Origin of the sequence: Subtercola boreus (assembly GCF_003399625.1) — a bacterium.
Lineage (GTDB): Bacteria > Actinomycetota > Actinomycetes > Actinomycetales > Microbacteriaceae > Subtercola > Subtercola boreus_C.
In genome coordinates this window covers 105,636-128,631 of the sequence record NZ_NBXA01000018.1, presented here as the reverse complement: position 1 = coordinate 128,631, position 22,996 = coordinate 105,636, and the positions used below count along the sequence as shown (strand labels likewise).

General features: G+C 69.7%; 22 protein-coding genes. 12 read left to right on the top strand and 10 right to left on the bottom strand.

Features of this window, described 5'->3' with window-relative positions; translation table 11 throughout:
- The first annotated feature begins 289 nt into the window (after positions 1 to 289).
- The 8 genes from B7R21_RS08480 to B7R21_RS08445 all read left to right on the top strand — a co-directional run bounded on the left by B7R21_RS08480 (position 290) and on the right by B7R21_RS08445 (position 8,207).
- A complete protein-coding gene (locus B7R21_RS08480; protein WP_116282803.1) occupies positions 290 to 1,606 on the top strand; it encodes a sensor histidine kinase in 1,317 nt (438 codons plus the stop codon).
- Entirely contained in the window at positions 1,606 to 2,307 is a 702-nt protein-coding gene (locus B7R21_RS08475) for a response regulator (RefSeq protein ID WP_116282802.1), read from the top strand. Before B7R21_RS08480 ends, B7R21_RS08475 begins: the two co-directional genes overlap by 1 nt.
- A gap of 176 nt (positions 2,308 to 2,483) precedes the next feature.
- Positions 2,484 to 3,239, top strand: a complete 756-nt coding sequence (locus B7R21_RS08470; protein ID WP_116282801.1) for an ABC transporter ATP-binding protein — start codon at positions 2,484 to 2,486, stop codon at positions 3,237 to 3,239.
- Entirely contained in the window at positions 3,236 to 4,660 is a 1,425-nt protein-coding gene (locus B7R21_RS08465; protein WP_116282800.1) for an ABC transporter permease, read from the top strand. Before B7R21_RS08470 ends, B7R21_RS08465 begins: the two co-directional genes overlap by 4 nt.
- 116 nt (positions 4,661 to 4,776) lie before the next feature.
- Positions 4,777 to 5,475 carry a 3-oxoacid CoA-transferase subunit A gene (locus tag B7R21_RS08460; RefSeq protein WP_116282799.1) on the top strand — a complete coding sequence of 233 codons (699 nt, stop codon included), beginning with the start codon at positions 4,777 to 4,779 and terminating at the stop codon, positions 5,473 to 5,475.
- A complete protein-coding gene (locus B7R21_RS08455) occupies positions 5,465 to 6,154 on the top strand; it encodes a 3-oxoacid CoA-transferase subunit B (protein ID WP_116282798.1) in 690 nt (229 codons plus the stop codon). Before B7R21_RS08460 ends, B7R21_RS08455 begins: the two co-directional genes overlap by 11 nt.
- Positions 6,151 to 7,326: a thiolase family protein gene (locus tag B7R21_RS08450; protein WP_116282797.1), complete on the top strand. Its 1,176-nt coding sequence runs from the start codon at positions 6,151 to 6,153 to the stop codon at positions 7,324 to 7,326. Before B7R21_RS08455 ends, B7R21_RS08450 begins: the two co-directional genes overlap by 4 nt.
- Before the next feature lie 8 nt (positions 7,327 to 7,334).
- Positions 7,335 to 8,207, top strand: coding sequence for an IclR family transcriptional regulator domain-containing protein (locus B7R21_RS08445; protein ID WP_437184180.1), 873 nt, complete (start codon positions 7,335 to 7,337; stop codon positions 8,205 to 8,207).
- 179 nt (positions 8,208 to 8,386) lie between these two features.
- Here the strand turns inward: B7R21_RS08445 and B7R21_RS08440 are convergent, their stop codons facing one another.
- The 7 genes from B7R21_RS08440 to B7R21_RS08410 form a co-directional block, all read right to left on the bottom strand.
- Complete coding sequence (locus B7R21_RS08440) at positions 8,387 to 9,868, bottom strand: M81 family metallopeptidase (RefSeq protein ID WP_116282796.1); 1,482 nt, start codon at positions 9,866 to 9,868, stop codon at positions 8,387 to 8,389.
- Positions 9,869 to 9,871: 3 nt separating this feature from the next.
- Positions 9,872 to 10,651, bottom strand: a complete 780-nt coding sequence (locus B7R21_RS08435; RefSeq protein ID WP_116282795.1) for a glucosamine-6-phosphate deaminase — start codon at positions 10,649 to 10,651, stop codon at positions 9,872 to 9,874.
- Between the two features lie 3 nt (positions 10,652 to 10,654).
- Positions 10,655 to 12,589: a copper homeostasis protein CutC gene (locus B7R21_RS20440; protein WP_216364178.1), complete on the bottom strand. Its 1,935-nt coding sequence runs from the start codon at positions 12,587 to 12,589 to the stop codon at positions 10,655 to 10,657.
- Positions 12,576 to 13,496 (bottom strand): amino acid ABC transporter permease, encoded by a 921-nt coding sequence (locus tag B7R21_RS08425; protein WP_116282793.1) that lies wholly within the window; start codon positions 13,494 to 13,496, stop codon positions 12,576 to 12,578. Before B7R21_RS08425 ends, B7R21_RS20440 begins: the two co-directional genes overlap by 14 nt.
- Positions 13,493 to 14,137, bottom strand: a complete 645-nt coding sequence (locus B7R21_RS08420) for an amino acid ABC transporter permease (protein ID WP_116282792.1) — start codon at positions 14,135 to 14,137, stop codon at positions 13,493 to 13,495. Before B7R21_RS08420 ends, B7R21_RS08425 begins: the two co-directional genes overlap by 4 nt.
- 62 nt (positions 14,138 to 14,199) lie before the next feature.
- Positions 14,200 to 15,156, bottom strand: coding sequence for a glutamate ABC transporter substrate-binding protein (locus B7R21_RS08415; protein ID WP_116282791.1), 957 nt, complete (start codon positions 15,154 to 15,156; stop codon positions 14,200 to 14,202).
- 61 nt (positions 15,157 to 15,217) lie between these two features.
- On the bottom strand, positions 15,218 to 15,946 hold the full coding sequence (locus B7R21_RS08410) for an amino acid ABC transporter ATP-binding protein (RefSeq protein WP_116282790.1): 729 nt from the start codon (positions 15,944 to 15,946) through the stop codon (positions 15,218 to 15,220).
- A gap of 180 nt (positions 15,947 to 16,126) precedes the next feature.
- Between B7R21_RS08410 and B7R21_RS08405 the strand changes: the two genes are divergently transcribed.
- From B7R21_RS08405 to B7R21_RS08390, 4 genes are all read left to right on the top strand, one after another.
- Positions 16,127 to 17,299 carry an ROK family protein gene (locus B7R21_RS08405; protein ID WP_116282789.1) on the top strand — a complete coding sequence of 391 codons (1,173 nt, stop codon included), beginning with the start codon at positions 16,127 to 16,129 and terminating at the stop codon, positions 17,297 to 17,299.
- A gap of 129 nt (positions 17,300 to 17,428) precedes the next feature.
- A complete protein-coding gene (locus tag B7R21_RS08400; RefSeq protein WP_116282788.1) occupies positions 17,429 to 19,093 on the top strand; it encodes a phosphatase PAP2 family protein in 1,665 nt (554 codons plus the stop codon).
- A gap of 104 nt (positions 19,094 to 19,197) precedes the next feature.
- Entirely contained in the window at positions 19,198 to 20,244 is a 1,047-nt protein-coding gene (locus B7R21_RS08395; RefSeq protein ID WP_116282820.1) for an NAD(P)-dependent alcohol dehydrogenase, read from the top strand.
- A gap of 85 nt (positions 20,245 to 20,329) precedes the next feature.
- Complete coding sequence (locus B7R21_RS08390) at positions 20,330 to 20,731, top strand: MmcQ/YjbR family DNA-binding protein (protein WP_116282787.1); 402 nt, start codon at positions 20,330 to 20,332, stop codon at positions 20,729 to 20,731.
- A 146-nt stretch (positions 20,732 to 20,877) separates the two neighbouring features.
- On the opposite strand, the gene B7R21_RS08385 is transcribed toward B7R21_RS08390, so the two are convergent.
- The 3 genes from B7R21_RS08385 to B7R21_RS08375 are packed head-to-tail and all read right to left on the bottom strand — an operon-like array spanning position 20,878 to position 22,971.
- Positions 20,878 to 21,189 carry a hypothetical protein gene (locus tag B7R21_RS08385; protein WP_116282786.1) on the bottom strand — a complete coding sequence of 104 codons (312 nt, stop codon included), beginning with the start codon at positions 21,187 to 21,189 and terminating at the stop codon, positions 20,878 to 20,880.
- Entirely contained in the window at positions 21,186 to 21,896 is a 711-nt protein-coding gene (locus B7R21_RS08380) for a hypothetical protein (RefSeq protein WP_116282785.1), read from the bottom strand. Before B7R21_RS08380 ends, B7R21_RS08385 begins: the two co-directional genes overlap by 4 nt.
- A 43-nt stretch (positions 21,897 to 21,939) precedes the next feature.
- Positions 21,940 to 22,971 carry a WXG100 family type VII secretion target gene (locus B7R21_RS08375; RefSeq protein ID WP_116282784.1) on the bottom strand — a complete coding sequence of 344 codons (1,032 nt, stop codon included), beginning with the start codon at positions 22,969 to 22,971 and terminating at the stop codon, positions 21,940 to 21,942.
- Positions 22,972 to 22,996: the final 25 nt, after the last annotated feature.

Below are 22,996 nucleotides of genomic sequence, written 5' to 3'. Positions count from 1 at the left end.
GCGGTGACCGCGGCCGCGAACCGGCCACGCCGGGTCGGCAGGCCTGCTGACGTGGCCAGCGGCGCGGCAGAGCCGGCGGGTGCCGCCGTCTCCGGCCTGTCGATGGTGAGTGTTTCTCGGGTCATGCGACAAGCCAACCATGCCCGCCGATGATCCGAAACCGAATATCGAAAGTGGTGGACAACACAGCGAAACGCCTGCCTGTGGACGAGAAGACAACGACAGCCGGCGCACCACCCGTGGCGGTAGGAGACCACCCGAGAGCCATGACGGCGTTAGAGTTGCGCGTGTGTGGACCTGGTTCGAGACGCGCCCCCGGCTGACAGACGCCGCGATAGCCGTCGCAGCCTTCGTGCTGTTCGGCACTGCCGATTTCGTGCGCGACGGCGTAGCCGGGATGCTCATCGACATCGTGCTGGCGCTCTCGCTCGCGTTCTGGCGGCGCCTCCCCGGTCTCGGCCTCGCCATCGCCTGGCTCGGTGCTCTGGTGCAGGTCGCGACGGTCGACGGGCTCCTGGCCGGCGACATCCTGATTCTCGCGGCAGTCTTCGCCACGGGGCTGGCCGAGAGCCGGGCCGTGCGCTGGGCCGGGCTCGCCTCGAGCCTGGTCGGGGGCGGGATCGCAGGCGCTCGCCTGATCCTGTTCGCACCGTCGAACGGTGACGGGGCCCTGCTGCCCACAGACTCCTTCGGACGGGGCGTCTACTTCGTTCTCGCGAGCGGAATCACCGCCGCGGCCCTGGCTCTGTTCTGGGCCCTCGGCCTGCTCGTGCGGAACCGTCGCGCAGCGAGCATCCAGCGCACGGAACATGACCGTGAGCGCATCCTGGCCGAGGCCCGCCTGACCGAGGAGCGCGAACGGGCTCTGCTCAGCCGCGAGATGCACGATCTGATCGGTCACGCCCTGGCCGTCGTGATCGCGCAGTCCGACGGGGCGCGCTACGCGAAGGCCACGAACCCCGAGGCCGAGACGACGGCCCTGGCGACCATCAACCGCACGGCGCGGTCAGCGCTCGACGACGTGCACGAACTGCTCAGTGTGCTGCGCGAACCGGGCGACCCGACGACCACGGGCGTCCGCGCAGGCATCCGCGCAGGCGTCGGCACAGGCATCAGCACCGGCATCGGCACGGGCATCGGCACGGGCATCAGCACGCGCGTCAGCACGGGCGACCTCGACCTGCTGGTGAGCACGGTGCGTGAGGCGGGCCTCGACGTTGTCGTCTCCGAGACCGGCATCCGGATGCCGTTGACCGCCGCCCACGACCTCGCGATGTTCCGCGTGCTGCAGGAGTCGCTCACCAACGCGATCAAGCACGGTGGGCGGGGCAGCTCGGCGGCCGTCAGGCTCGACTGGGGCTCCGACGAGGTGCGCTTCGGCGTGACGACGACCGAGCCGCGCCACGCAGGCGACCGGGATGCAGGCGCCCCGGGCGCGCTCCCCCACCGGCGGGGCGGGGCGGCACTCTTCGGCCAGGGCCTGATCGGGATGCGGGAACGGATGCGCCTGCTCGACGGCACCGTCGAGACCGGTCCGCGCGCCGACGGGACCCCGGGCTTCCGGGTCGACGCCCGCCTGCCCTACAGCACCCCGGAGGGTGAATGATGAGCAACACGACCGGCTCCAAGACCAGCGAAAGGAGCAGCGACACGATCCGCGTCGGCCTGACCGACGACCAGCCACTGTTCCGGGCGGGCATCGCCATGATCGTGGCCTCCCAGCCCGACCTCAGCGTCGAGTGGGAGGCGACCGACGGCCTCGAAGCGGTCGACCTCATCGCGAGCCATCCGGTCGACGTCGTGCTGATGGACCTCGAGATGCCACGCCTCGGGGGCATCGAGGCCATCACCCGTGTGATGGCCTCCGATCCACCCGCCGGCACGCCGCGATTCATCGTGCTCACGACATTCGACCTCGATGACAGGACGTTCCAGGCGATCAACGCCGGCGCCAGCGGTTTTCTGCTGAAGTCGTCGGATCCCGAGTTCCTGCTCGCGGCGATCCGCACCGTCAACGCCGGGAGCGCGGTGATCGCCCCGAGCGCGACCGCCGGGTTGATCCGCCGTTTCGCGGCGCCCCGCGAAGCCAACCGCCGGAGCTCCCTCGAAGCGCTCACGCCCCGGGAGCTCGACCTCTTCGATCACGTCGCGGCCGGCCTCAGCAACGCCGAGATCGCGGAGGCGCTGCACCTCAGCGATGCCACCGTCAAGACGCACGTGAGTCGCATCCTGACCAAGCTCGGCCTGCGCGACCGCGTGCAACTCGTGATCTTCGCCTACGAGAACGGCCTGATCGCCCCGGCCTGAGCACGGCCTGGGCAGGGCCTGAGCCCGGTCTGAGCCCCGCCTGAGCCCCGCCCGAGCCGCCCGCCCGACCGCGCGCGCGTCATCACACCGATGTATCCGAAGATCGGCACCTGTGCTGATTCGCCGCCGGCCGTGGATTCCTACCGTGGAGAGTACCCACGAACAGGAGTCTCCCGATGAGTGAACCAGCCCCGACGGTCGCCGCCCGCGGCACCGGTGTCAGCAAGATCTACGGCACCGGCGACAGCGCCACGACCGCGCTCGACTCCATCGACCTGGAGATCCACGGCGGCACCCTGACCGCCATCATGGGCCCGAGCGGCTCGGGCAAGTCGACCCTGATGCACGTCTTCGCCGGCCTCGACTCCGCGACCAGCGGCACCGTCACCATCGGCGACACCGACATCACCCACCTCGACGACAACGCCCTCACGCTGCTGCGTCGCCGGAGCCTCGGCTTCGTGTTCCAGGCGTTCAACCTTGTTCCCACGCTCTCGGTGCTCGGCAACGTCACCCTGCCCTTCGAACTCGACGGGCGGCGACCCAGTGCCGGCGACCTGGCATGGATCCGCGAGCTGCTCGCTCGCCTCGGAATCGGGATGCTCGAAACCCGTCGGCCGCACGAACTCTCCGGTGGCCAGCAGCAGCGTGTGGCCATCGCCCGCGCCCTCGCCATGCGCCCGCAGCTGATCTTCGCCGACGAGCCGACGGGCAATCTCGACTCCCGGTCGAGCCGCGAGGTGCTCGGACTGCTGCGCGACCTGACCCGGGAGTACGCCCAGACCGTGGTGCTCGTGACCCACGATCCGGTCGCCGCGTCGCATGCCGACCGGGTGGTCTTCATCGCCGACGGCCGGGTCGCGCACGACGTCGGAGCGAGTTCGCCGCAGGAGCTCTCCGACATCATCCTGAGCCTCGAGGTGGACGCGTGATCGCTCTCGCCGCCCGCGAGCTCCGGCACGGCGGGCGCCAACACCTCTCCAGTCTCCTCGTGGCAATGATCACCTCCGTGTTCGCCACGTTGATGATCGAGATGGACCAGGTGCTCCGCGTGCAGTCGATCGGCGGCCAGTTCATCAAGCACGGCTACGTCGTGGCGCTGCTCGACGTGCTCGACCTGCTCTTCTTCTTCATCGCGGTTTTCGTGGCCTCGATCGTCACCGCGAACACGTTCGGCATCATCATGGCGGGGCGGGCGAAGCACATCGCCCTGTTGCGACTGCTCGGGGCCTCTGCGACGACCCTCCGCGGCGCGATCGCGATCGAGGGCGCCGTCGTCGGCCTGGTCGGTTCGCTGGTCGGGCTCGCGCTCGGGCTGCTGGTGACGCAGGTCGCCTACGGCGCGCTCGTCTCGTCGGGCACATTCGTGGATGCCCCCATCGACACCCTCTCTCCGCTTCTGGTGGCACCGGTGGTCGTCGGGCTGCTGAGTACGACCGGCGCTGCGTGGTACGGATCCCGTCGCATCCTGAACGTGTCTCCGATCGAGGCGACCGGCGTGAGCCAGGAACCGGTCGCACAGGCGATCGCGGAGATGCCGAAGCGACTCCGGACGTTCGTGATCGTGCTGTTCGCCGGCGGCATCGTGATGCTGGTCGGCGGGGTGGCCCTCGGCCTGAAGTCACCGCTCGGCCTGCTGCTCGCTGCCCCCGGCGGCGCCCTGAGCTTCGTCGGCTTCGTGCTCGGCTCGGGCTACTTCATCCCGCGTCTGCTGAAGGCGGCAGGGCGCCTCACGGGCCGCTCGACTCCGAGCGTGCTCGCGAGCGCCAATGCGCTCCGCTACCCGGCGAGGTCGGCGCGCTCGACGATCGGACTCGTGATCGGGGTCACCCTGGTGACGATGTTCACGGTCGCTGGGCAGTCGTTCCTCGCCCTGTCCGGGCCTGTCGCTTCAAGCGCCGAGCCGGCCGACGCCGCGGGCGACCAGGCGTTCCTCCGGCTCACCATGGGCATCCTGGCTGTGCTGATCGGTTTCTCGCTGGTGATCGCCGCGATCGGGCTCGTCAACTCGCTGTCGCTGAGCGTCATCCAGCGCCGGCGCGAGATCGGTCTGCTCCGCGCTCTCGGTTTCACGAAGAAGCAGGTGCGCGCGATGATCCTGGCGGAGAGCATCCACCTCACCGTGGTGGGCGGGGCGACCGGTCTCATCCTCGGGATCTTCTACGGCTGGGCCGGTGTGCTCGCGGCGATCGCGAGCGACCACCACATCGGCGGGTTCTTCTGGCCGACGATCCCGGCCTGGATCATCGTCAGCATCGTCGCCGGAGCGATCGTGCTCGCGGCCGTCTCGTCGGCTGTACCGGCGCGTTCCGCCGTGCGTGTGTCACCCATCAGGGCGCTGGCCGTCGACTGAGGAGAGAACTCCGGCTGTGGGGCGCTCTCGCGCCGTAGCGACATCCAGGCTAGTATCGATATGCGAACGCAAGTTCGACAGTCGAACAGAACGCCCGGATCCGCCGAAGGAGTGCGATGATCTCCAAGACCCGCAGCAGCGCCGCTGAGGCGCTGGCCGACATCCCCGACGGGGCGACCATCATGATCGGCGGGTTCGGTCTCGCCGGCCAGCCCGTGCAGCTCATCGACGCCCTGCTCGAACAGGGCTCCACCGGGCTCACCATCGTCAGCAACAACGCCGGCAACGGCGAGACCGGCCTCGCCGCGCTGCTCGGTGCTGGGCGGGTGAAGAAGATCATCTGCTCGTTCCCGCGGCAGACCGACTCGCAGATCTTCGACGCGCTCTACCGCGCGGGTCGGATCGAACTCGAGCTGGTCCCCCAGGGCAACCTCGCCGAACGCATCCGTGCGGCCGGCGCCGGCATCGGGGCCTTCTTCACCCCCACCGGCTTCGGCACGGCACTGGCCGAGGGCAAGGAGACGCGCACCATCGCGGGCCGCGACTACGTGCTCGAGCATCCGATCACGGCCGACTACGCCCTGATCAGCGCCTACCGGGGGGATCGCCTCGGCAATCTCACATACCGCAGGACGTCCCGCAACTTCGGGCCCATCATGGCCAGCGCGGCGACGGTCACGGTGGCGCAGGTCGACCGCATCGTGCCGCTCGGCGACCTCGATCCCGAGGCCGTCGTGACTCCCGGCATCTTCGTGGATTCGGTCGTCGAGACCGGCGACCGCTTCGAGAGAGAGGAATGGGCCGATGTCAGGTGACAAAGCGGAACCGCACAACTCCTGGACCCGCGCCGAGATCGCCGAACGCCTGGCGGCGGACATCCCCGACGGCGCCTACATGAACCTCGGCATCGGGCTCCCGACGCTGGTGTCGAACTATCTGCCGAAGGATCGGGAGATCATCCTGCACACGGAGAACGGGATGCTCGGCATGGGCCCCGAGGCCCACCCCGGCCACATCGACCCCGACCTCATCAACGCCGGCAAGATTCCGGTGACGGAGCTGCCGGGAGCCTCGTACTTCCACCACGGCGACTCCTTCGGGATGATGCGCGGCGGCCACCTCGATGTGTGTGTGCTCGGCGCCTTCCAGGTCTCGCAGTTCGGCGATCTCGCCAACTGGAGCACCGGCGCGCCCGACTCCATTCCCGCGGTCGGCGGGGCGATGGATCTGGCCATCGGTGCGAAGAGCGTCTACGTCATGATGGAGCTCGCTTCGAAGGGCGGCTCGTCGAAACTCGTCGAGGCCTGCAGCTACCCGCTCACGGGCATCCGGTGCGTCAACCGGCTGTACACCGATCGCGCGATCTTCCAGCTCGACGCCGACGGCGCGACGGTTCTCGAACTCGTCGGTGCGACGACCGTCGATGAGCTCCGCACGCTGACCGGCCTCACACTGCATGACGGCACCAGCAGAACCGAGAGGACCCTTTCATGACCGCGAGCTTCATCTACGACGGCATCCGCACGCCCATCGGCCGTTTCGGCAAGTCGCTGGCCGGTGTGCGACCGGATGATCTCGCCGCCCACGTCGTGAAGACCCTCGTCGCCCGGCAGCCCGACCTCGACCCCGCGCGGATCGACGATGTCATCCTGGGCGACGCGAACGCCGCCGGTGAGGACAACCGCGACGTGGCCCGCATGGCGTCGCTGCTCGCGGGCCTGCCCACCTCGGTTCCCGGCGTGACGGTGAACCGGTTGTGCGGCTCGGGCCTCGAATCCGCCATCCAGGCCTCGCGTGCGGTGGAGACCGGCGACGCCGACCTGATCCTCGCCGGCGGAGTCGAGTCGATGAGCCGGGCGCCCTGGGTGCTGCTGAAGCCCGAGCGCGCCTACCCCGCGGGCTCCGAGACGCTCCATTCGACGACGCTGGGCTGGCGGATGGTCAACCCGGCCATGCCCGCAGCCTGGACCGTGCCCCTCGGTGAGACCGCCGAGATCCTCGCCGACCGTTACAACATCTCGCGCGAGCAGCAGGATGCGTTCGCCGTGCGGAGCCACCAGCGCGCCGCGGCGGCCTGGGATGCCGGGGTGTACGACGACGAAGTGGTGGGAGTTCCGGGCACCACGCTCACGCGCGACGAGAGCGTGCGGGCGGACTCGTCGCTGGAGTCGCTCGCGGGGCTGAAACCGGCGTTCCGGCCCATCGGCATCGGCACCGTGACAGCCGGCAACTCCTCACCCCTCAACGACGGTGCGGCCGCGATGTTCATCGGCGCGGAGGGTGCGCTCGAGCGCGAACCCCTGGCGCGCATCGTGTCGCGGGCGGTTGCGGGCAACGATCCGAACATCTTCGGCATCGCCCCCGTCGAGGCGGCCAACAAGGCCCTCGCCCGCGCGGGGAAGACCTGGGCAGACGTGGATGTTGTCGAGCTCAACGAAGCGTTCGCCGCGCAGTCGCTGGCGTGCCTGGCGCTCTGGCCGGAGCTCGACCCCGAGATCGTGAACGTCGACGGGGGTGCGATCGCCATCGGGCATCCGCTCGGAGCATCGGGCGCCCGCATCCTGCTGCACCTGGCGCGCTCGCTCGAGCGGCGCGGCGGCGGGGTCGGGGTGGCCGCGATCTGCATCGGGGTCGGCCAGGGCCTCGCCGTGGTGCTCGAGCGCTGAGACGAACCGTGACTGAGCACCCCCGCGAGCAGCCGGCACTGCCCGCGCACCCCGAGCAGCCCGAGCAGCCCGCGCCCAGCGACCAGTACGTGCAGTCGCTGGTGCGTGGGCTCAGCGTCATCCGGGCCTTCGACGCCGAGCATCCGCAACTCACTCTGAGCGAGATCGCGTCGCTCACCTCGCTGACCCGAGCCACGGCACGGCGGTTCCTGCTGACCCTGGTGGAGGTCGGCTACATGCAGACCGACGGCCGCCTCTTCTCGCTCACACCCCGCGTTCTCGAACTCGGTTTCAGCTACCTGTCGGCGCTCGGCCTGCCCGGCATCGCCCAGCCCTTCCTCGAAGAACTCTCTCGCACCACCGGCGAATCGAGCTCGGCCTCGGTGCTCGACGGCACCGAGATCGTCTACGTCGCCCGCGTCGCGGTACGGCGCATCATGAGCGTCTCGATCAGCGTGGGCACCCGGTTCCCCGCCCGCACGACCTCGATGGGCCGGGTGCTGCTCGCTTCGCTGGCTCCGGATGCTCTGGCCGCCAACCTCGACGGCGCACCGTTCGACACCCGCACTCCGCTCACCCTGCACACCCGGGCCGACATCGAGGACGAACTGGCGCGGGTGCGGTCTGAGGGGTATGCCCTCGTCGACCAGGAGCTCGAGCTCGGACTCCGCTCGATCGCCGTGCCGGTGCTCGCGGGCACCGGAGGCGGAGCCCGCACGGGAGGCGTCGCCGGGACTGCCCGCACTGCTGTCGCCGCCGTCAACGTCTCGGTTTCGGCCGGCACGTTCACCGTGCCGCAGATGATCGACACGCTCCTGCCCCCACTGCAGCACGCCGCATCCCTCATCGCCGCCAACCTCGCGGCCAGCCGCACCTTCTGACCCCCTCTCCCCCCACACCGCCCTCCGCCACCGCCCTCCTCCTCCGCCGCCGCATCCGCCTCCGCAGCGGCGGTAACCGAAACACTGAAAACTGTCGGTATCCCGGGCTCATACCGACAGAATTCGGTGGATCGGTGCGCCGCGAGGCGGGGGTGGGGGTGGGGAGCCGGCGGGGCGGGTCAGGGAGCGGAGAGGCGGGCGCCGAGGTCGGGGGCGGACATGTCCGGGTCGAAAGGGTACAGCGGGCGTTCGAGGCGGCGGTGGCCGAGCCGCAGGATGTCCTGGTCGACACCGCCCGGCGTGAGCGCCAGGATCCAGCCCTTCGCCATGTCGAACAGTTCCGGTTCGAGGTAGCCGATCTTCACGATCACGATGTCCGCCGCGCGCGGGGCGAGCCCGAGATCGGTGAAGTCCCGCTCGTGGTGGTACGGCTTTCGCCGCTCGGTGACGATGACGAACACACTCCCGGTGCGGATGACCACCTCCACCCGAGCGTCACTGTCACCGTGATGGATGCTGTGCACCACCCCGCCGAAGGTGACCGGCCCTGCGTGGCGGGCATCGACCTCGGCCCCCACTGTGACCGTGACGGTACCGCCCACCCCGGCTGCGATCGCGGCAGCCACCCCGGAGGCCGAGGGAACCGACGCGTAGATCACCGTCAGCCCGTCGGCCGCCTGGAACTCGGTCCGTGCCAGCAGCTCGCGAAGGCCCCAGGTGACATCCCCGGCTCCCCCGGCGGTGGGGTTGTCGCCGGAGTCGCTGATGAAGAAGGGCCGGTCAGGGCTGGACAGCGCAGCATCCAGAGCACCTGCATAGGTGTCGGTGGGAGCGACGAAAGCGAATTCGGCTCGGGCATTCCAGAAGAGGCAGGCGAGCTGCTCGGCGGCGAGGGCGACGGCCTCCCGGTCGGAACCGGTGACGACCACCGCCGCCCGGTTGCGGGGTTCGTCGGCCCAGGCGTAGCCCACCCAGAGGGCGGCATCGAGGATGCCCGGCAGCGCCTCGGCCCGTGCCACCTGCTCGTAGAGTCCCTTCGCCGGTTCCAGCCGGGTGGAGGTCTTCTCACCGGGCAGCAGCACGGGAACGGGGATCCACGCCTTGATCGGCCTGGGCCCGCCGCGGCCGAGCAGCTCGACGAGGTTCCGCACGGCGCGCTCCTTCGTCTGGGCGGTGTCCACGTGGGGTGCCGTGCGGTCGGTGGTGATGAGATCGGTGAGCTCGACCAGCCGGGCGGAGACGTTGCCGTGCAGATCCATCGAGGTCGAGACGGCGGCCTCGCTGCCGATGACCGCACGGATGCGCTCCAGCAGCACGGCCTCGGGGTCGTCGAGACCGTCGACGCTCATCGCCCCGTGGATGTCGAAGTAGAGCCCGTCGAGCGTCGGCATGGCCCGCAGCCGGTCGATGATCTCGTCGGTGAGTTCGGCGAAGGTGGCCGCGGAGAGGATTCCGCCCGGCAGCGCCCGGCCGGTGAGCGCCGGCAGCCACTCCGCCGCCTCACGGAGAGGCTCCCCCGGCGCCAGGAACGGGTAGTCGTCGAACACCTCGGCGCCCCGCCTGGAGTGGAAGGCGGCCGCGTCGGTGCGCGCGGGCGAGAAGGCGCTGGACTCGATGGCGAGGCCCGCGATGGCGATGACGGGCATCCGTGGCTGCTCCATCGCTCAGATTCCCTGCCAATCGGGCTTGTTCGCGTACACATAGTCGTAAAACGCGCGGTCGGCGAGGTGTGAGGCGGCCGCTTCATCCAGAATCACCGTACAGTGCGGGTGCAGATGGATGGCCGTGGCCGGCACCCTCGCGCTGAGCGGCCCTTCGAGCGCGAGCGCCACCGCCGCCGCCTTGGCCTCCCCGAAGGCGAGCAGCACGAGGTGCCGCGCCTCGAGGATCGTGCCGAGCCCCTGCGTGAGGGCATGCAGCGGCACGTCGTCGATCGAGGCGAAGAAGCGGGCGTTGTCCTGGCGGGTCTGCGGAGTGAGGGTCTTCACCCGGGTGCGCGAGGCGAACGAGGAGCCGGGCTCGTTGAAGCCGATGTGCCCGTCCGAGCCGATACCGAGCAGTTGCAGGTCGACCCCGCCGGCCGCGCGGATGGCGGCGTCGTAGTCGACAGCGGCCTGCTCGAGGTCGTCGGACTGGCCGTTCGGAACCTGCACGAGCTCCGGATCGAGCCCCAGCGGCACCGTCACCTGGTGGTGGATGATGCTGTGGTAGCTCTCCGGGTGGAGCCGGTCGATGCCCACGTACTCGTCGAGCGCGAACGCCCGCACCGACGACAGGTCGGTCCCGGTGAGGCGCGTCCGGAGGTCGTCGTAGACCGGTAGCGGCGTCGACCCTGTCGCGACGCCGAGCACGGCATCACGGCGGCGGGCGATCAGGTCGGCGATGGCCGCGCCGGCGAGGCGTCCGGCTTCGGCGGGAGTCGGAACGACGATGATCTCTGCCATGGGTCAGATCTCCAGTGCGGGTTCGGCGGGCAGAGCGGATGCCCGGGGGGCGGCGGGTTGGGCGAGCAGCTCGTCGAGCATCCACCGGTCGGGGGCGTGCGAGCGACCGGCGGCACGGAATGCCAGTACGGAGGCGCCGATCCGGCTGCCGGAGGTGCCGAGCACGGAGGTCTCGACGGGCGGGGCGCTCCGCCAGGTGAGCGAGGCTGCGAGCTGCTCGCGCACCGGGTCGAGGAGGGCGTCGCCGGCGCGGGAGACACCGCCGGTGAGAACGATGACGGCCGGATCGAGCAGCATCGTCGTCGTCGTGAGCCCCAGAGTGAGTGCCTCGACGCCGTCGCTCCAGACACGGGCGGCCAGCGGATCGGTCTCGAGCCTCTCGACGATGTCGGCTGCCGTGAGCGACTCGGCGCCGCCTTGAGCGAGGTAACGCCGGGCCAGGCCCGCACCCGACATGTAGACCTCGAGGCAACCGCGCTGGCCGCAGGTGCAGCTCTCGCCCTGCGGCAGTGCGGGGATGTGGCCGAGCTCTCCGGCGGAGGTGAGATGGCCGGCGACCTCGGTGTCGGAGCTGAGGATGGCTGCGGCCACGCCCGTTCCGATGGCCACCAGCACGGAGTTCGAGACACCGGCCGCGGCCCCGAAGAGAGCTTCGGCGAGGCCGGCCGCGCGAACGTCGTGCCCGATGGCCACCGGCACGCCGAGGTCGCCGGTGAGCAGGGCGCCGAGCGGCACGTCGGTCCAGCCGAGGGTGGAGGCGTAGCGCACCACCCCGGTGGCCGGCTCGATGATGCCGGGGGTGACGACGCCGGCACCGATGACGTTCCAGCCGGCAGCGGTGGCGCGGTGCTGCAGCTGCACCAGGAGCCCGCGGACACGTTCGAGGGACTCGGCACCGTTGCCGCCGGAGCCGTCGGTGCCCGCGTCGACGGTCTGAGCGAGCACGATGCGCCCGCGTTCGTCGACCACGGCGCCCTTCAGGTTGGTGCCGCCGATGTCGAGGGCGAGCACGGCGTCGCGGGGCGCGGCGTGCTCGCCGCCGGAACCGGCGGGGCCAGCAGCAACAGGGCCATCAGCAATGGGGCCATCAGCAACGGGGCCAGCAGCAGCAGCGCCAGAAGCAACAGCAGCGAGCATCCGGGCGACCAGCTCGGGGTCGGTGCGAAGGGTGCCGTCACCGCGCGGCGACGGGGTCTGGGCCCTCAGGTGCACCTCGGAGGCACCGGTGCGGGTGAGCAGCGCCCCGACATTCGCGGGGCGCACACCGCCGCCCACGAGCATCCGGGGTCCGGGTGCGGCAACCGAGCGCGCCACCAGCCGGGCGAGCACTTCAGCACCCTGTTCGGCGGTCGTCTCACCGCCCGAACTCAGGATGGCGACCACTCCGAGCCCGGCGAGGAGTTCGTAGCTCTGAAGAAGGTCGGGCGTCTCGTCGAACGCCTTGTGGAAGGTTACGGGGAGCTCGCCCGCAGCATCGATGAGTCGGCGGAGAGCCGCGACATCCACTCCGCCCTCGGAGGTGAGAGCGCCGAGCACGACGCCGATCCGACCGGCGTCGTCTGCGGCATCCGCGGCCACCGCCCGGATCTCGGCGAGATCGCGGCACATCACGTCGAGCTCGCCCTCGGAGTACACGAAGTCACCGCCCCGCGGGCGCACCATCACCTGCACGCCGAGGAGGGATGTCGACTGCATCACCGCACGCAGCAGGCCGAGGCTCGGCGTCGTTCCGCCCTCGAGCAGGTCGGCGCAGAGTTCGACGCGCTGGGCGCCGGCCTGTTCTGCCACGAGCGCGCCGTCGAGATCGTCGATGCAGATCTCCACCACGACAGAGGGCGAGAGAACAGCGGGCGAGACGACAGCGGGCGAGAGAAAATCAGGCGAGGCGACAGCGAAAGGCCGGTCGGATCGGTGCGAGATGGCGCTACTCCTTGGCATTGCGGGCGGATCGGCTGCGGGCGGATCTGGTGGGCCCATCGGTGACGGGCACTCCGACGATCGGCGCGGCACCACTCGTCGGTTCGGCGAGGCTGCGCTTGCCGGGCCGGCGACGGAGCCGTGAGGCCAGCGTCGAGAGCGCACCGTTGAAGACGAGGTAGATGAGGGTCACGACGATGAACGTCGGAATGAGGAAGTGGTTGTAGGCGGCGAGCACCTGCCCGCGGTAGAGCAGCTCGGTGAATGCCACGATGTAACCGAGCGAGGTGTCCTTCACGAGGCTCACGAGCTGCGTCACGAGCGACGGGGTCACGAACCTCAGCGCCTGCGGCAGCACGACCAGTCGCATGGTCTGGCCGCGGGAGAGCCCGAGGCTGAGGGCCGCCTCCGACTGTCCGGCGGGGAGTCCCAGGATGCCTGCACGGATGATCTCGGCGAAGGCCGCCGCATTGGCGATCGTGAGCGGGATGACGAGCTTCCAGAGCAACGGGAAGTTGAGCCCGAGCTGCGGCAGGCCGAACAGCATCAGGTAGATGAGCAGCAGCACCGGGATCGTGCGGGCGATCTCGATGTAGGCGGTCGACACCCCGTGGATGACCGGATTGCGGCTCAGCCGGCCGAGCGCCAGCACGAGCCCGAACGCACCGCCGAGCACGGCGACGAGGGCCGCGGCCTGGATCGTGCCCCAGAGCCCGATGAGCAGGTACTGCCAGATGCCGGCGCTGAGGAACGGCGTCCAGCGGTCGGCGTCGAGCTGGCCGTGCGAGCCGAACTGCAGGCCCGCCAGCACGATGACCAGGGCGACCACCACCACGGCGACGACCGACCAGAGCCGGATCGCCCGCCTGGCGCGGGGCCCGGGCTCGTCGTAGAGCGAGACGGGAGCTTCGTGCGTGGAGGTACTCATCGCTTGATCGCCACTCTCTTCTCGATTCGCCCCGCGCCGAGGCCGATGGCCAGGGCGAGCGCCATGTAGATCAGGCCGGCCACGGTGAAGATCAGGATGGGCTGCGCCTCGACGAGGTTCAGCTTGTTCGCCTCGGAGGTCAGCTCGACCACGCCGACGGCCGCGGCCAGCGCGGTGTTCATGGTCAACGCGATCATCACGTTGCCGATGGGCTGCACCGCTGCCCGGAGCGCCTGAGGCACCACGACCAGCCGGAGCGACTGCACCAGCGTGAAGCCGAGCGCGCGACTGGCCTCGATCTGGCCGGTGCCCACCGTGTTGACCCCGCTCCGGATCGCCTCGGCCACATACGCGGCCTCGTAGAGCGCCAGCACGATGATCGCCGTCGGAGTGAGCGGCAACAGCAGTCCGGCATCCGGCAGCGCGAACACGGCCAGGATGAGCAGCACCAGCAGAGGAACGTTGACGAAGAACTGCACGTACGCGAAGGCGAGTCCGCGGAGCACCGGGATCGGGCTGATGCGCGCTGCCGTCACGACGGTTCCGAGTGCGATCGCGGCGACACCGGCGATCACCGCCATCATCACGGTGGTGCCGAGCGCTTCGAGCAACGGCCCGGCGCTGTCGACGAAGATGTTCATCGTGTTCCTCTGCTGGTGGAGCTCAGGCGGGAGTCAGACGCCGGTCAGGCCGGCTACGCGGCTCAGGAGCCGGGAACCGACCCGATGACCGGCGGGGTGGGAGTCGAGGACTCGACGGCCGAGCCGAGCGTGGCATCCCAGACCTTCGCCCAGTCGCCGTTCGCCTCGATCTTCGTCAGCCAGTCGTTGATGAACGACTTGAACGCGGCGTCGCCGTCCTTCAGGCCGATGCCGTAGGACTCGGTGGTGAAGGGCTGGCCGACGACCTTGATCGCCGGGTTCGAGGCAGCGTCGCTCGCGAGCAGCGTGAAGTCCTGCACGTAGGCGTCACCGCGGCCCTGGGTGAGTGCCTGCACAGCCTCGGGGTCGGTTCCGAAGCTGACGATCTCCGCGGTCGGCTGCTTCTCGGGCACAGCGGTCACGGCGGGCGTGTTCGCGCCGACGATGACCTTCTTGCCACCGAGATCGTCGATGCCCTGGATGTCAGTGTTGTCGCTCTTGACCGCGACCGCCAGTCCCGACTGGAGGTAGGGGCCCGCGAAGTCGACCTGCTCGTCGCGCTGGGTGGTGATCGTGTAGGTATTGAACACCACGTCGACTGTGCCGTTCTGCAGCAGCGCCTCGCGGGTCTCGGAGGCGGGCGGGATGATCTCCACGTTCGGCTCGCCGAGGATGTAGATCGCGAGGAGCTTCGCGAGATCCGCGTCGAAACCCTCGACGTCGTCGGGGCTCGACGGGTTCTGCTGGGAGAGCAGCGGGGCGTCGAGCGCCTCGGCCACGACCAGCTTGCCGCGGGCCTTGATCTTCGCCATCGTGGAGTCGGGCAGGAGTGCTGCGGCATCGGCGACCGCGGCGTTGGCGTACACCGACGAGAGTGAATCGGCCGCGGCCGACGCGCTCGGATCGGCGCCCGGCACGGCCGAGCTGTCCGACGAGCAGCCGCTGAACGCGAGGGCTGCGGTGACAGTGATGGCGAGCAGGGGGATGCCCCTCTGGAGGATCTTTCGTGTGCTGGGCACGGTGGTACCTTTCTGTTCTTCCGGTGCGGGATGGTGCTGGTGGGGGTGGGAACTCTGGCTGTCAGTGCGGCAGGATCTTCGACAGGAACGCCTGGGCCCGCGGGCTCGATGCGTGGTCGAAGAAGTTGGCTGGGGTGTCCTCTTCGACGATGCGGCCGTCGTCCATGAAGATGACCCGGTCGGCGGCCCGGCGGGCGAACCCCATCTCGTGCGTGACGACGACCATGGTCATCCCGTCGCCGGCGAGGGAGGTCATCACGTCGAGCACCTCGCTCACCATTTCGGGGTCGAGCGCACTGGTCGGTTCATCGAACAGCATCACCTTCGGCTTCATCGCGAGCGCACGGGCGATGGCGGCGCGCTGCTGCTGGCCGCCGGAGAGCTGGGCCGGAAAGTGGTCGGCCTTGTCGGCGATGCCCACGCGTTCGAGAAGAGCGAGGCCCTCTGCGCGGGCATCCTTCCGCGAGCGCCCCAGCACGGTGATCGGAGCGAGGGTGACATTGTCGAGGATCGTGCGGTGCGCGAACAGGTTGAACGACTGGAAGACCATTCCCACCTCAGCCCGGAGCTTCGCGAGCGCCCGGCCCTCCGCAGGCAGATCGACCCCGTCGACCGCGATGGTGCCCGAGGTGATCGTCTCGAGCCGGTTGATGCAGCGGCAGAGAGTCGACTTACCCGAACCCGAAGGGCCAACCACCACGACGACCTCGCGGGCGGCGATGGTGAGGCTCACATCCTTCAGCACGTGGTGCGAACCGAAGTGCTTCTGCACATCAGTCAGCTGCACCATCGCCGTCGCTGTGCCAGCGGAGGTGGAGCTGGAGGTGCCAGTGGGAGAGGATGCCACGGTTGCCGCCTTTGCTTCGAGAGTCTCGTCGTTGAAATCAACCTAACAATCCATTGTTGCATCTATATTTCGAGGAACTTTGTTTGATAATGGAATAAGCCGCTTCTCGACGATCGGAACCCCATGGCCTCACGACTCCCCGCATCGTTCACGCGGTTCTCTGCCCAGAACCTCGCCATCCTGGGGCCGCTCCGCTCCGGCGCGGCCGACTCGAAGGCCGACCTCGCGAAGGTCACCGGCCTCTCACCCTCCACGATCACCGCCCGGATCGACGAACTCATCGGGCTCGGCCACGTGGTCGAAGTCGGCGACGGCGTCTCCCGGGGCGGCCGTCGCCCCCGCACACTGGCCCTCCGCCGCGACGCCGGCATCGTCGGCTGCGTCGACCTCGGCGTCGACCGCACCTCCATCGGCCTGGTCGACCTCTCGGGCGCGCTGCTCGCGCGCGGCGACCTCGACCTCGACATCTCGAGTGGTCCCGACGTGGTGCTCGCCGAGGTCTGGTCGGCCCTCGAGGCGTTGCTCGCCAGCGACACCGAGCACTCCCGCCGCCTCCTCAGGGGCGTGTCGGTCGGTGTTCCCGGCCCCGTCTCGTCAGAGAGCGGGCGGGTCGTCGCCCCGAGCCGCATGCCCGGCTGGAACGGAACGGATGTCGCCCGGATCCTCGGTGGCATCGCCGGCGTTCCCATCCTGGTCAACAACGACGCCAATCTGATGGCGGTCGGCGAGTTCGCATCCGGAGACCGGATGGAGCCCAACCAGGTGTTCGTCAAAGCCGGATCGGGTATCGGCTGCGGCATCATCGCGCGCGGCGAACTCTTCGTCGGCAGTCGGGGTGCGGCCGGCGACATCAGCCACGTCGCCGTGCCGGATGCCCCGCCCGTGCCCTGCTCCTGCGGGCGCTACGGCTGTCTCGACGCCCTCGCCAGCGGCAACGCCCTCGTGCGGGAGTTGCAGAACGCCGGACTCGAGGTGGCGAACGTCGAGGCGATGATCGCGCTCGCCCGCGACGCGGATCCGGTGGCCACCCGGCTCCTTCGCGAGGCCGGCAGCATGACGGGCGGCGTGCTCGCGAGCATCGTCAACTTCTTCAACCCCGGCCGCCTCATCGTCGGCGGCGTGCTCAGCCAGTCGGAGGTGTTCGTGGCGGGCCTCCGCTCCACTCTCTACGCCCAGTGCCTGCCGATGGCGACCGACCAGCTCACGATCACCACGCCGCTCCGACCGGGCGACTGCGGGCTGCTGGGCGCGGGAACGGTGTTCCTCGACCGGCTGTTCTCCGAACGTGGCCTCTGACCGGGGCGAACCCGTTCACCGGGAGGACACCATCCGTTGTACCGGCGGCCACGTCGGCGGCTTAGTTTATGCAGGCTAACCTTCTGTTCGGCCCCCGAGTCCGACCAACCCCGAGAGGAGAGACTGAGCATGCGCCGGTCATCTTCACGCTTCGCCACAGTCGCCGTCGCCACGGCGGTCGCAGCATCCATCGCCCTGTCGATGCCTGCCACAGCCTCAGCCGCCGGGACGTCCCCGAGCGACACCACACCGCCGGATCTGATCACCCTGCTGGCGGGCTACGACTCGTTCTGGACCTCCGACGGCACGAACACGCTGCACGGCACGGTCGACAACGCAGGCGTGCTCGCCCAGAACGACGCTCTCACCAGCTGGATCAACACCCACGCCACGCCCGCCCAGCAGTTCCTGGCCCTGCAGGACTCCTCGTACCAGAACGCCGACGGCACAGCCTACGACCAGTCGATCACCCTCTCCACCGCACTCGGCTCCGTGCTCGGACCGCTCTACGTGAAGGGCCGCGAGAGCGGCGACCTCCCGCTCACCAGTGCGCTCATCAACAGTTCGAACGGCACCAGCGGCGCGTATGTCAGCACCGGGGCCGCGAAGGCGCACTACAGCTACCCCCGCCCCTACCTGCCGACGGATCCCGCCACCGCCGCCGTACCGGGCGACGCCGCCGCCTGCGCGCCAGCCGTCGTGAACGCCTCCTCGCTCACCGCGAACCGCACCGGGAAGAGCTACGCCGACGCTAATGGCAACCTCGACATCCTGCGCGTTCCGGCCGTGGTCGACACGACCCACGCCTTCTCCCCGAACGACGTGACGCTGGATCCCGGGTATGGCGTCGTCGGCATCTGCACGGGCGGCTCGTACCCGAGCGGCCACACCACGACGGCCTACGAGGCCGGTGTCACGCTCGCCACCCTGCTGCCCGAGCTCGCCCCAGAGATCCTCACCCGGGCATCCGAGGCCGGCAACGACCGCATCGTGCTCGGCGTGCACTACCCGCTCGACATCATGGGTGGCCGGATCGACGGTGAGGCCGCCCTGGCGACCCGTTGGAGCGACACCGACTACCGCACCGCGGTGCTCGAACCCGCCCGCGCCGAGCTGGTCGACTACCTCGAGAAGGCGACCGGCAGCAGCATCGCCGACACGATCGCCGCGGAGGCGGCCTACACGTCGAACCCGTACGGCGGCTCTGCGATCCCCGGGGGGACCTCCCAGATCGTCACCGATCGCCGATCGGCCGTCGCGGTGTTCACCGAGCGCACCACCTACGGTTTCGCCCAGACGGGACCCGAGGGCCTCGCCGCATCCGTGCCCACCGGAGCGGAGAACCTGCTGCTGACGACGTTCCCGACCCTCACCGACGCGCAGCGCACCTCGGTGCTCGCACAGACCGAACTCGACTCGGGCTACCCGCTCGACGGCACCGGAACCGCCGCTGGGTCGTGGCAGCGACTCAACCTGGCCGCCGCAACGAGCGCTGCCGTGCAGCTGAACGCCGACGAGTCGGTCACGGTCGTCTCGACTGGCGGCGCAGCTGCGGTACTGCCTGTCGCGGTGCCGACGGCCACCCCCACGCCGGCGCCTACGGCGACTTCGTCGACCGCACCCGTGCTCCCTAGTGCCACGCCGACGGCCGGTGCGTCGGGCTCCGGCCAGGGGCTCGCTCACACGGGTTCGGATGTCGCGGCCGTCGCCCCGTGGACCGCGGGCGTGCTCGGACTCGGCCTCGTTCTCGCCGCGATCGCCGGAGTGCGACGCCGCCGCCACTCGCGCAGCTGATCGAACGGATCGCACCGCTGGTCGCACAGCGCCCGGTTTAGCTGTAATTACAGCGACCGGGCGCTGTTCGGCGTACAGTGAAGGTCATGAATGCAGTGAAGAGCATGAAAGCACTCCGTTACGTTGCAGTGGGCCAGGCCCCCGAGGTCGTCGAGATCCCCATCCCCACACCCGGCCCCGGCCAGGTGCTGCTGAAGGTGACCGCCGGTGGCGTCTGCCATTCCGACGACTACGTCATGAGCCTGCCCGAGAAGGACTACCTCGAGCAGGGCTACCCGCTGCCGATGACCCTCGGCCACGAGGGAGCCGGCATCGTGCACGAGATGGGCGAAGGCGTCGACTCCACGCTGAAGGTCGGAGACGCTGTCGCGGTCTACGGGCCGTGGGGCTGCGGCCGCTGCCACAACTGCTCGGAGGGCAAAGAGAACTACTGCACCAACGCGGCCGCCGAGGGCATCCGTCCTCCCGGGCTCGGCAGCCAGGGCTCGATGGCCGAATACATGATCGTCGACGACGCGCGCCACCTGGTTCCGCTCGGCGACCTCGACCCCGTCAAGAACGTATCGCTGACGGATGCCGGACTCACCCCCTACCACGCCATCAAGCGCTCCCTGCCGAAGCTCGGAGCCGGCACCGTCGCCGTCGTCATCGGAACCGGCGGGCTCGGCCACGTCGGCATCCAGATCCTGAAGGCGCTCTCCGGCGCGACGGTCATCGCGCTCGACGTGAGCGACGAGAAGCTGAAGCTCGCGACGCACGTCGGCGCGGACCACGTCGTCATCAGCGATGCGGATGCCGCCGCCACCATCCGCGCCCTCACGAACGGCCTCGGTGCCGACGCCGTGTTCGACTTCGTGGGCGCCCAGCCGACGATCGCCCTCGCCACCAGTGTCGCCGCGATCGAGGGCGACGTGACCATCGTGGGCATCGGTGGCGGTTCCCTCGACTACGGTTTCGGCTCCATCGCCTACGACGTCGCCGTGCGGATCCCCTACTGGGGCTCCCGGAGCGAACTCATCGAGGTGCTCGACCTGGCCCGCGCCGGAAAGATCGACGTCGAGGTCGTGGAGTACAGCCTCGACGACGGACCGAACGCCTACGCCGACCTCGCCGCCAGCACGATCCGCGGGCGCGCCGTCATCGTCCCGTAGCATCCGGAGCACGCTGGAGGCTCAGTCACACACTCGGCACGAGTGCCGGCTGGCCGATGGAGAGCCCGTCGGCCAGACTGGGATCATGGATCAGGCCGACGTGGTGCAGACCGCCCTGCGGGTGGCAGCCTCCTTTCCCGCCGTCACCCAGGGTCAGCCGTTCGGCGAGGGAGCCGCGGTCTTCAAGGTCGTCGGCAAGGTGTTCGCGATCGTCGACACTCAGCCCGCGTCCCCGGATGCCGCGACCGGCGGCCCCGCACACCGACGCAGCCCCTCGGTGGTGACCCTCAAATGCGCTCCGCCGCACGGGCAGGCGCTCGTGCGGGAGCACCCCAGCATCATCCCGGGCTACCACATGAACAAGGAGCACTGGATCTCGCTCTGCCCCGGCGACGACATCGACGAGACCCTGGTCGAAGACCTGGTGGGCAACTCCTACGACATCATCGTCGCCGCCCTACCGCGGGCGAAGCGCCCCGGCGCCTAGCTGCACCCGCAGCCCGCCGCCCGAGCCCGCCGCCGCCGCCGCGCGGTTCCGCCGCGGTTTGTCGCTTCCGCGCCTGCGCGCTGCGGCGCGGAAGCGACAAACGTGTGCGGAACGCACGCGCAGCGGGCTGAGCGGCGAAGAGGCACTCAGAAGGGTGGATGCCCGTGCACCTGCCGGTACACGCGGGCCCACCGGGCCCTCGCCGACGCGATCACGAGCAGCACGATGCCGAAACCGCCGAAGATCACGAAGAGCAGCACACCGAGCACGGCAGCGCCGCCCGCCCCGCGGCTGAACAGGAACACAGCGAACACGATCCCGGCCAGCAGCAGGAAGGCACCGAGCACGGCTGCGCTCCGCGGGGTGACCAGCGAGATCTTGTAGCGACCGGCAGGTTTGTCCCGGCTCAACCACGCGAACGGTTCGGGAGGAAGCGCCCCGGGAGGTGTCCCGCTCATCGGGCGGGCAGCCGCACGAAGTCGGCGAGGCGATCGAGCAGCGCAGCCGTGCTGGTGTTTTCGGTACGCTCCTGAACGACGCTGTCGCCGTCGGTGGCGCGTACGTCCGCGACATCCCAGGCGAAGACTCCGGAGGGGCGGACGAACAGGTTGTTCGAAGAGCGGGCGACCACATCGGCACCCGCAGGTTCTCCCCCGACCAGCTCCGTGCCGAAATACGCGACACCGTCCGGGTGGCGACGCGCGTTGTCGTCGATGACCTGCTTGAGCAGGGCGCTGTCAGCGGCCTCGGGTGCTTTGACCACCATCGACCAGGTGCTCATCGAGCCCGGCTGCAACAGCAGCGACAGCTCAGCCGACTGCACGTAGAGGGCCGCCTCGGGCCCGTCCTCGTTCACCATCGCCATCTCGGTGAAGCGCACGGCGTTCTGCAGAACTCCGATCAGCAACCGGATGCCGCCGCTCGGAACGAGCGCCTCCCCATCGATCGTCAACTCACCGCGGGCGATGAGGCTAGACGCGCCGAGAGCTGCGATCTGCGGGGTGACGAATCCGGGCTCGACCTGCAGGAACCGCGACGCCCGCTCGCGGGCCTCCTCGCTGCAGAGAGACAGCGCGTACGCGACCTCGCCCGCGCCGAACACGGCGATGTCGTCGGGCGAGGCCGCCGGTGGGGCCGCCTGCTGCCAGGTGCTCGTGCTGGTCATTTCTGCTCCCGGGTTGGTGTCTCGTGTGTTCTCTGGATGCCCATCAGAACGGCCACAGGTCTTTGGCCTTGTCCGCGACGTCGTCCGCGAAGTCCTCTGCGCCGTGCGCAAGAGCCTCGGCACCCTCGCCGATGGCCTTCGCCCCGTCACCCACCGCCTTGATGGAGCCGTCGACCGCGTCGTGGAAGACGGGCACGTGATCGTAGAGCAGCCCGCCGAGCGCCATCGTTCCGGCCGCTGCGCCGAGGATCAGATCGGCCGGCGGTGGGGTGACCAGGGCGGCGAACCCGAGCCCCGTCGCGACGCCGTCATAGCCCGCACGGGCGTAGTTCCCCTCCGCGATGTCCGTGCCGACGCCTACCACGCCGAGCACGACACCCGCAGGTCCCAGCACCTTGCCGGCCGAACCCAGGAATTCCGCGGCAGAGCCGAGCTTCGCCGCCACGGCCCCGTCGGGAAGCATGCTGCTCAGGCCCTGGGCCGCAGAGGCCCAGTTGTGGCCTCCGAGGAAGTCGTTCACCACGTCGAACCTGCCGGCGAACTGGCTGAAGCGCAGGGCATCGTCGAGCGACCCGAACTCGCCGAGCAGTCGCAGTTGGGCCAGGGCGTTGGCCCCGTCGACGACGCTCAGGCTGTCGAAGAGCTCGCGGGTGCCAAGCAGACCGGGGTTCTGCAGGAGGTCATTCAGGAGGTCGTCGTCGGATGCTCCGGTCGTGCCGGGGGCAGTGCCATCAGGCCCCGAGCCACCGGGCCCACCGAACCCCCCGGGCCCACCGCCGGTGCCGGACCCGGCTGAGCCGTCGGCCGCGCTCGCCTGCTCCTGCTCGCCGGCGTTCTTCAGAAGGGCCGTCGACGCGGCCGCGAGCACGCTGTTGGCGTTCTGGAGCGAGGTGCGATGCGTGGTGTTCCACTGCTGCCGGAAGAACTCCGCATCCGGACCGCCCCACGCCTGGGTGCGGTTGATCTCGACCGTCAGGGTGCTGAGCAGGCCCTGCAGCTGCGATGCCTTCTGGTCGAAGTCCTTTGCGAGAGCGCGAAGCTCACCCGCGTCTGCTCCCCAAAACCCCGACGTCATGCCAGCAACGTTACCCCAGCAGCCC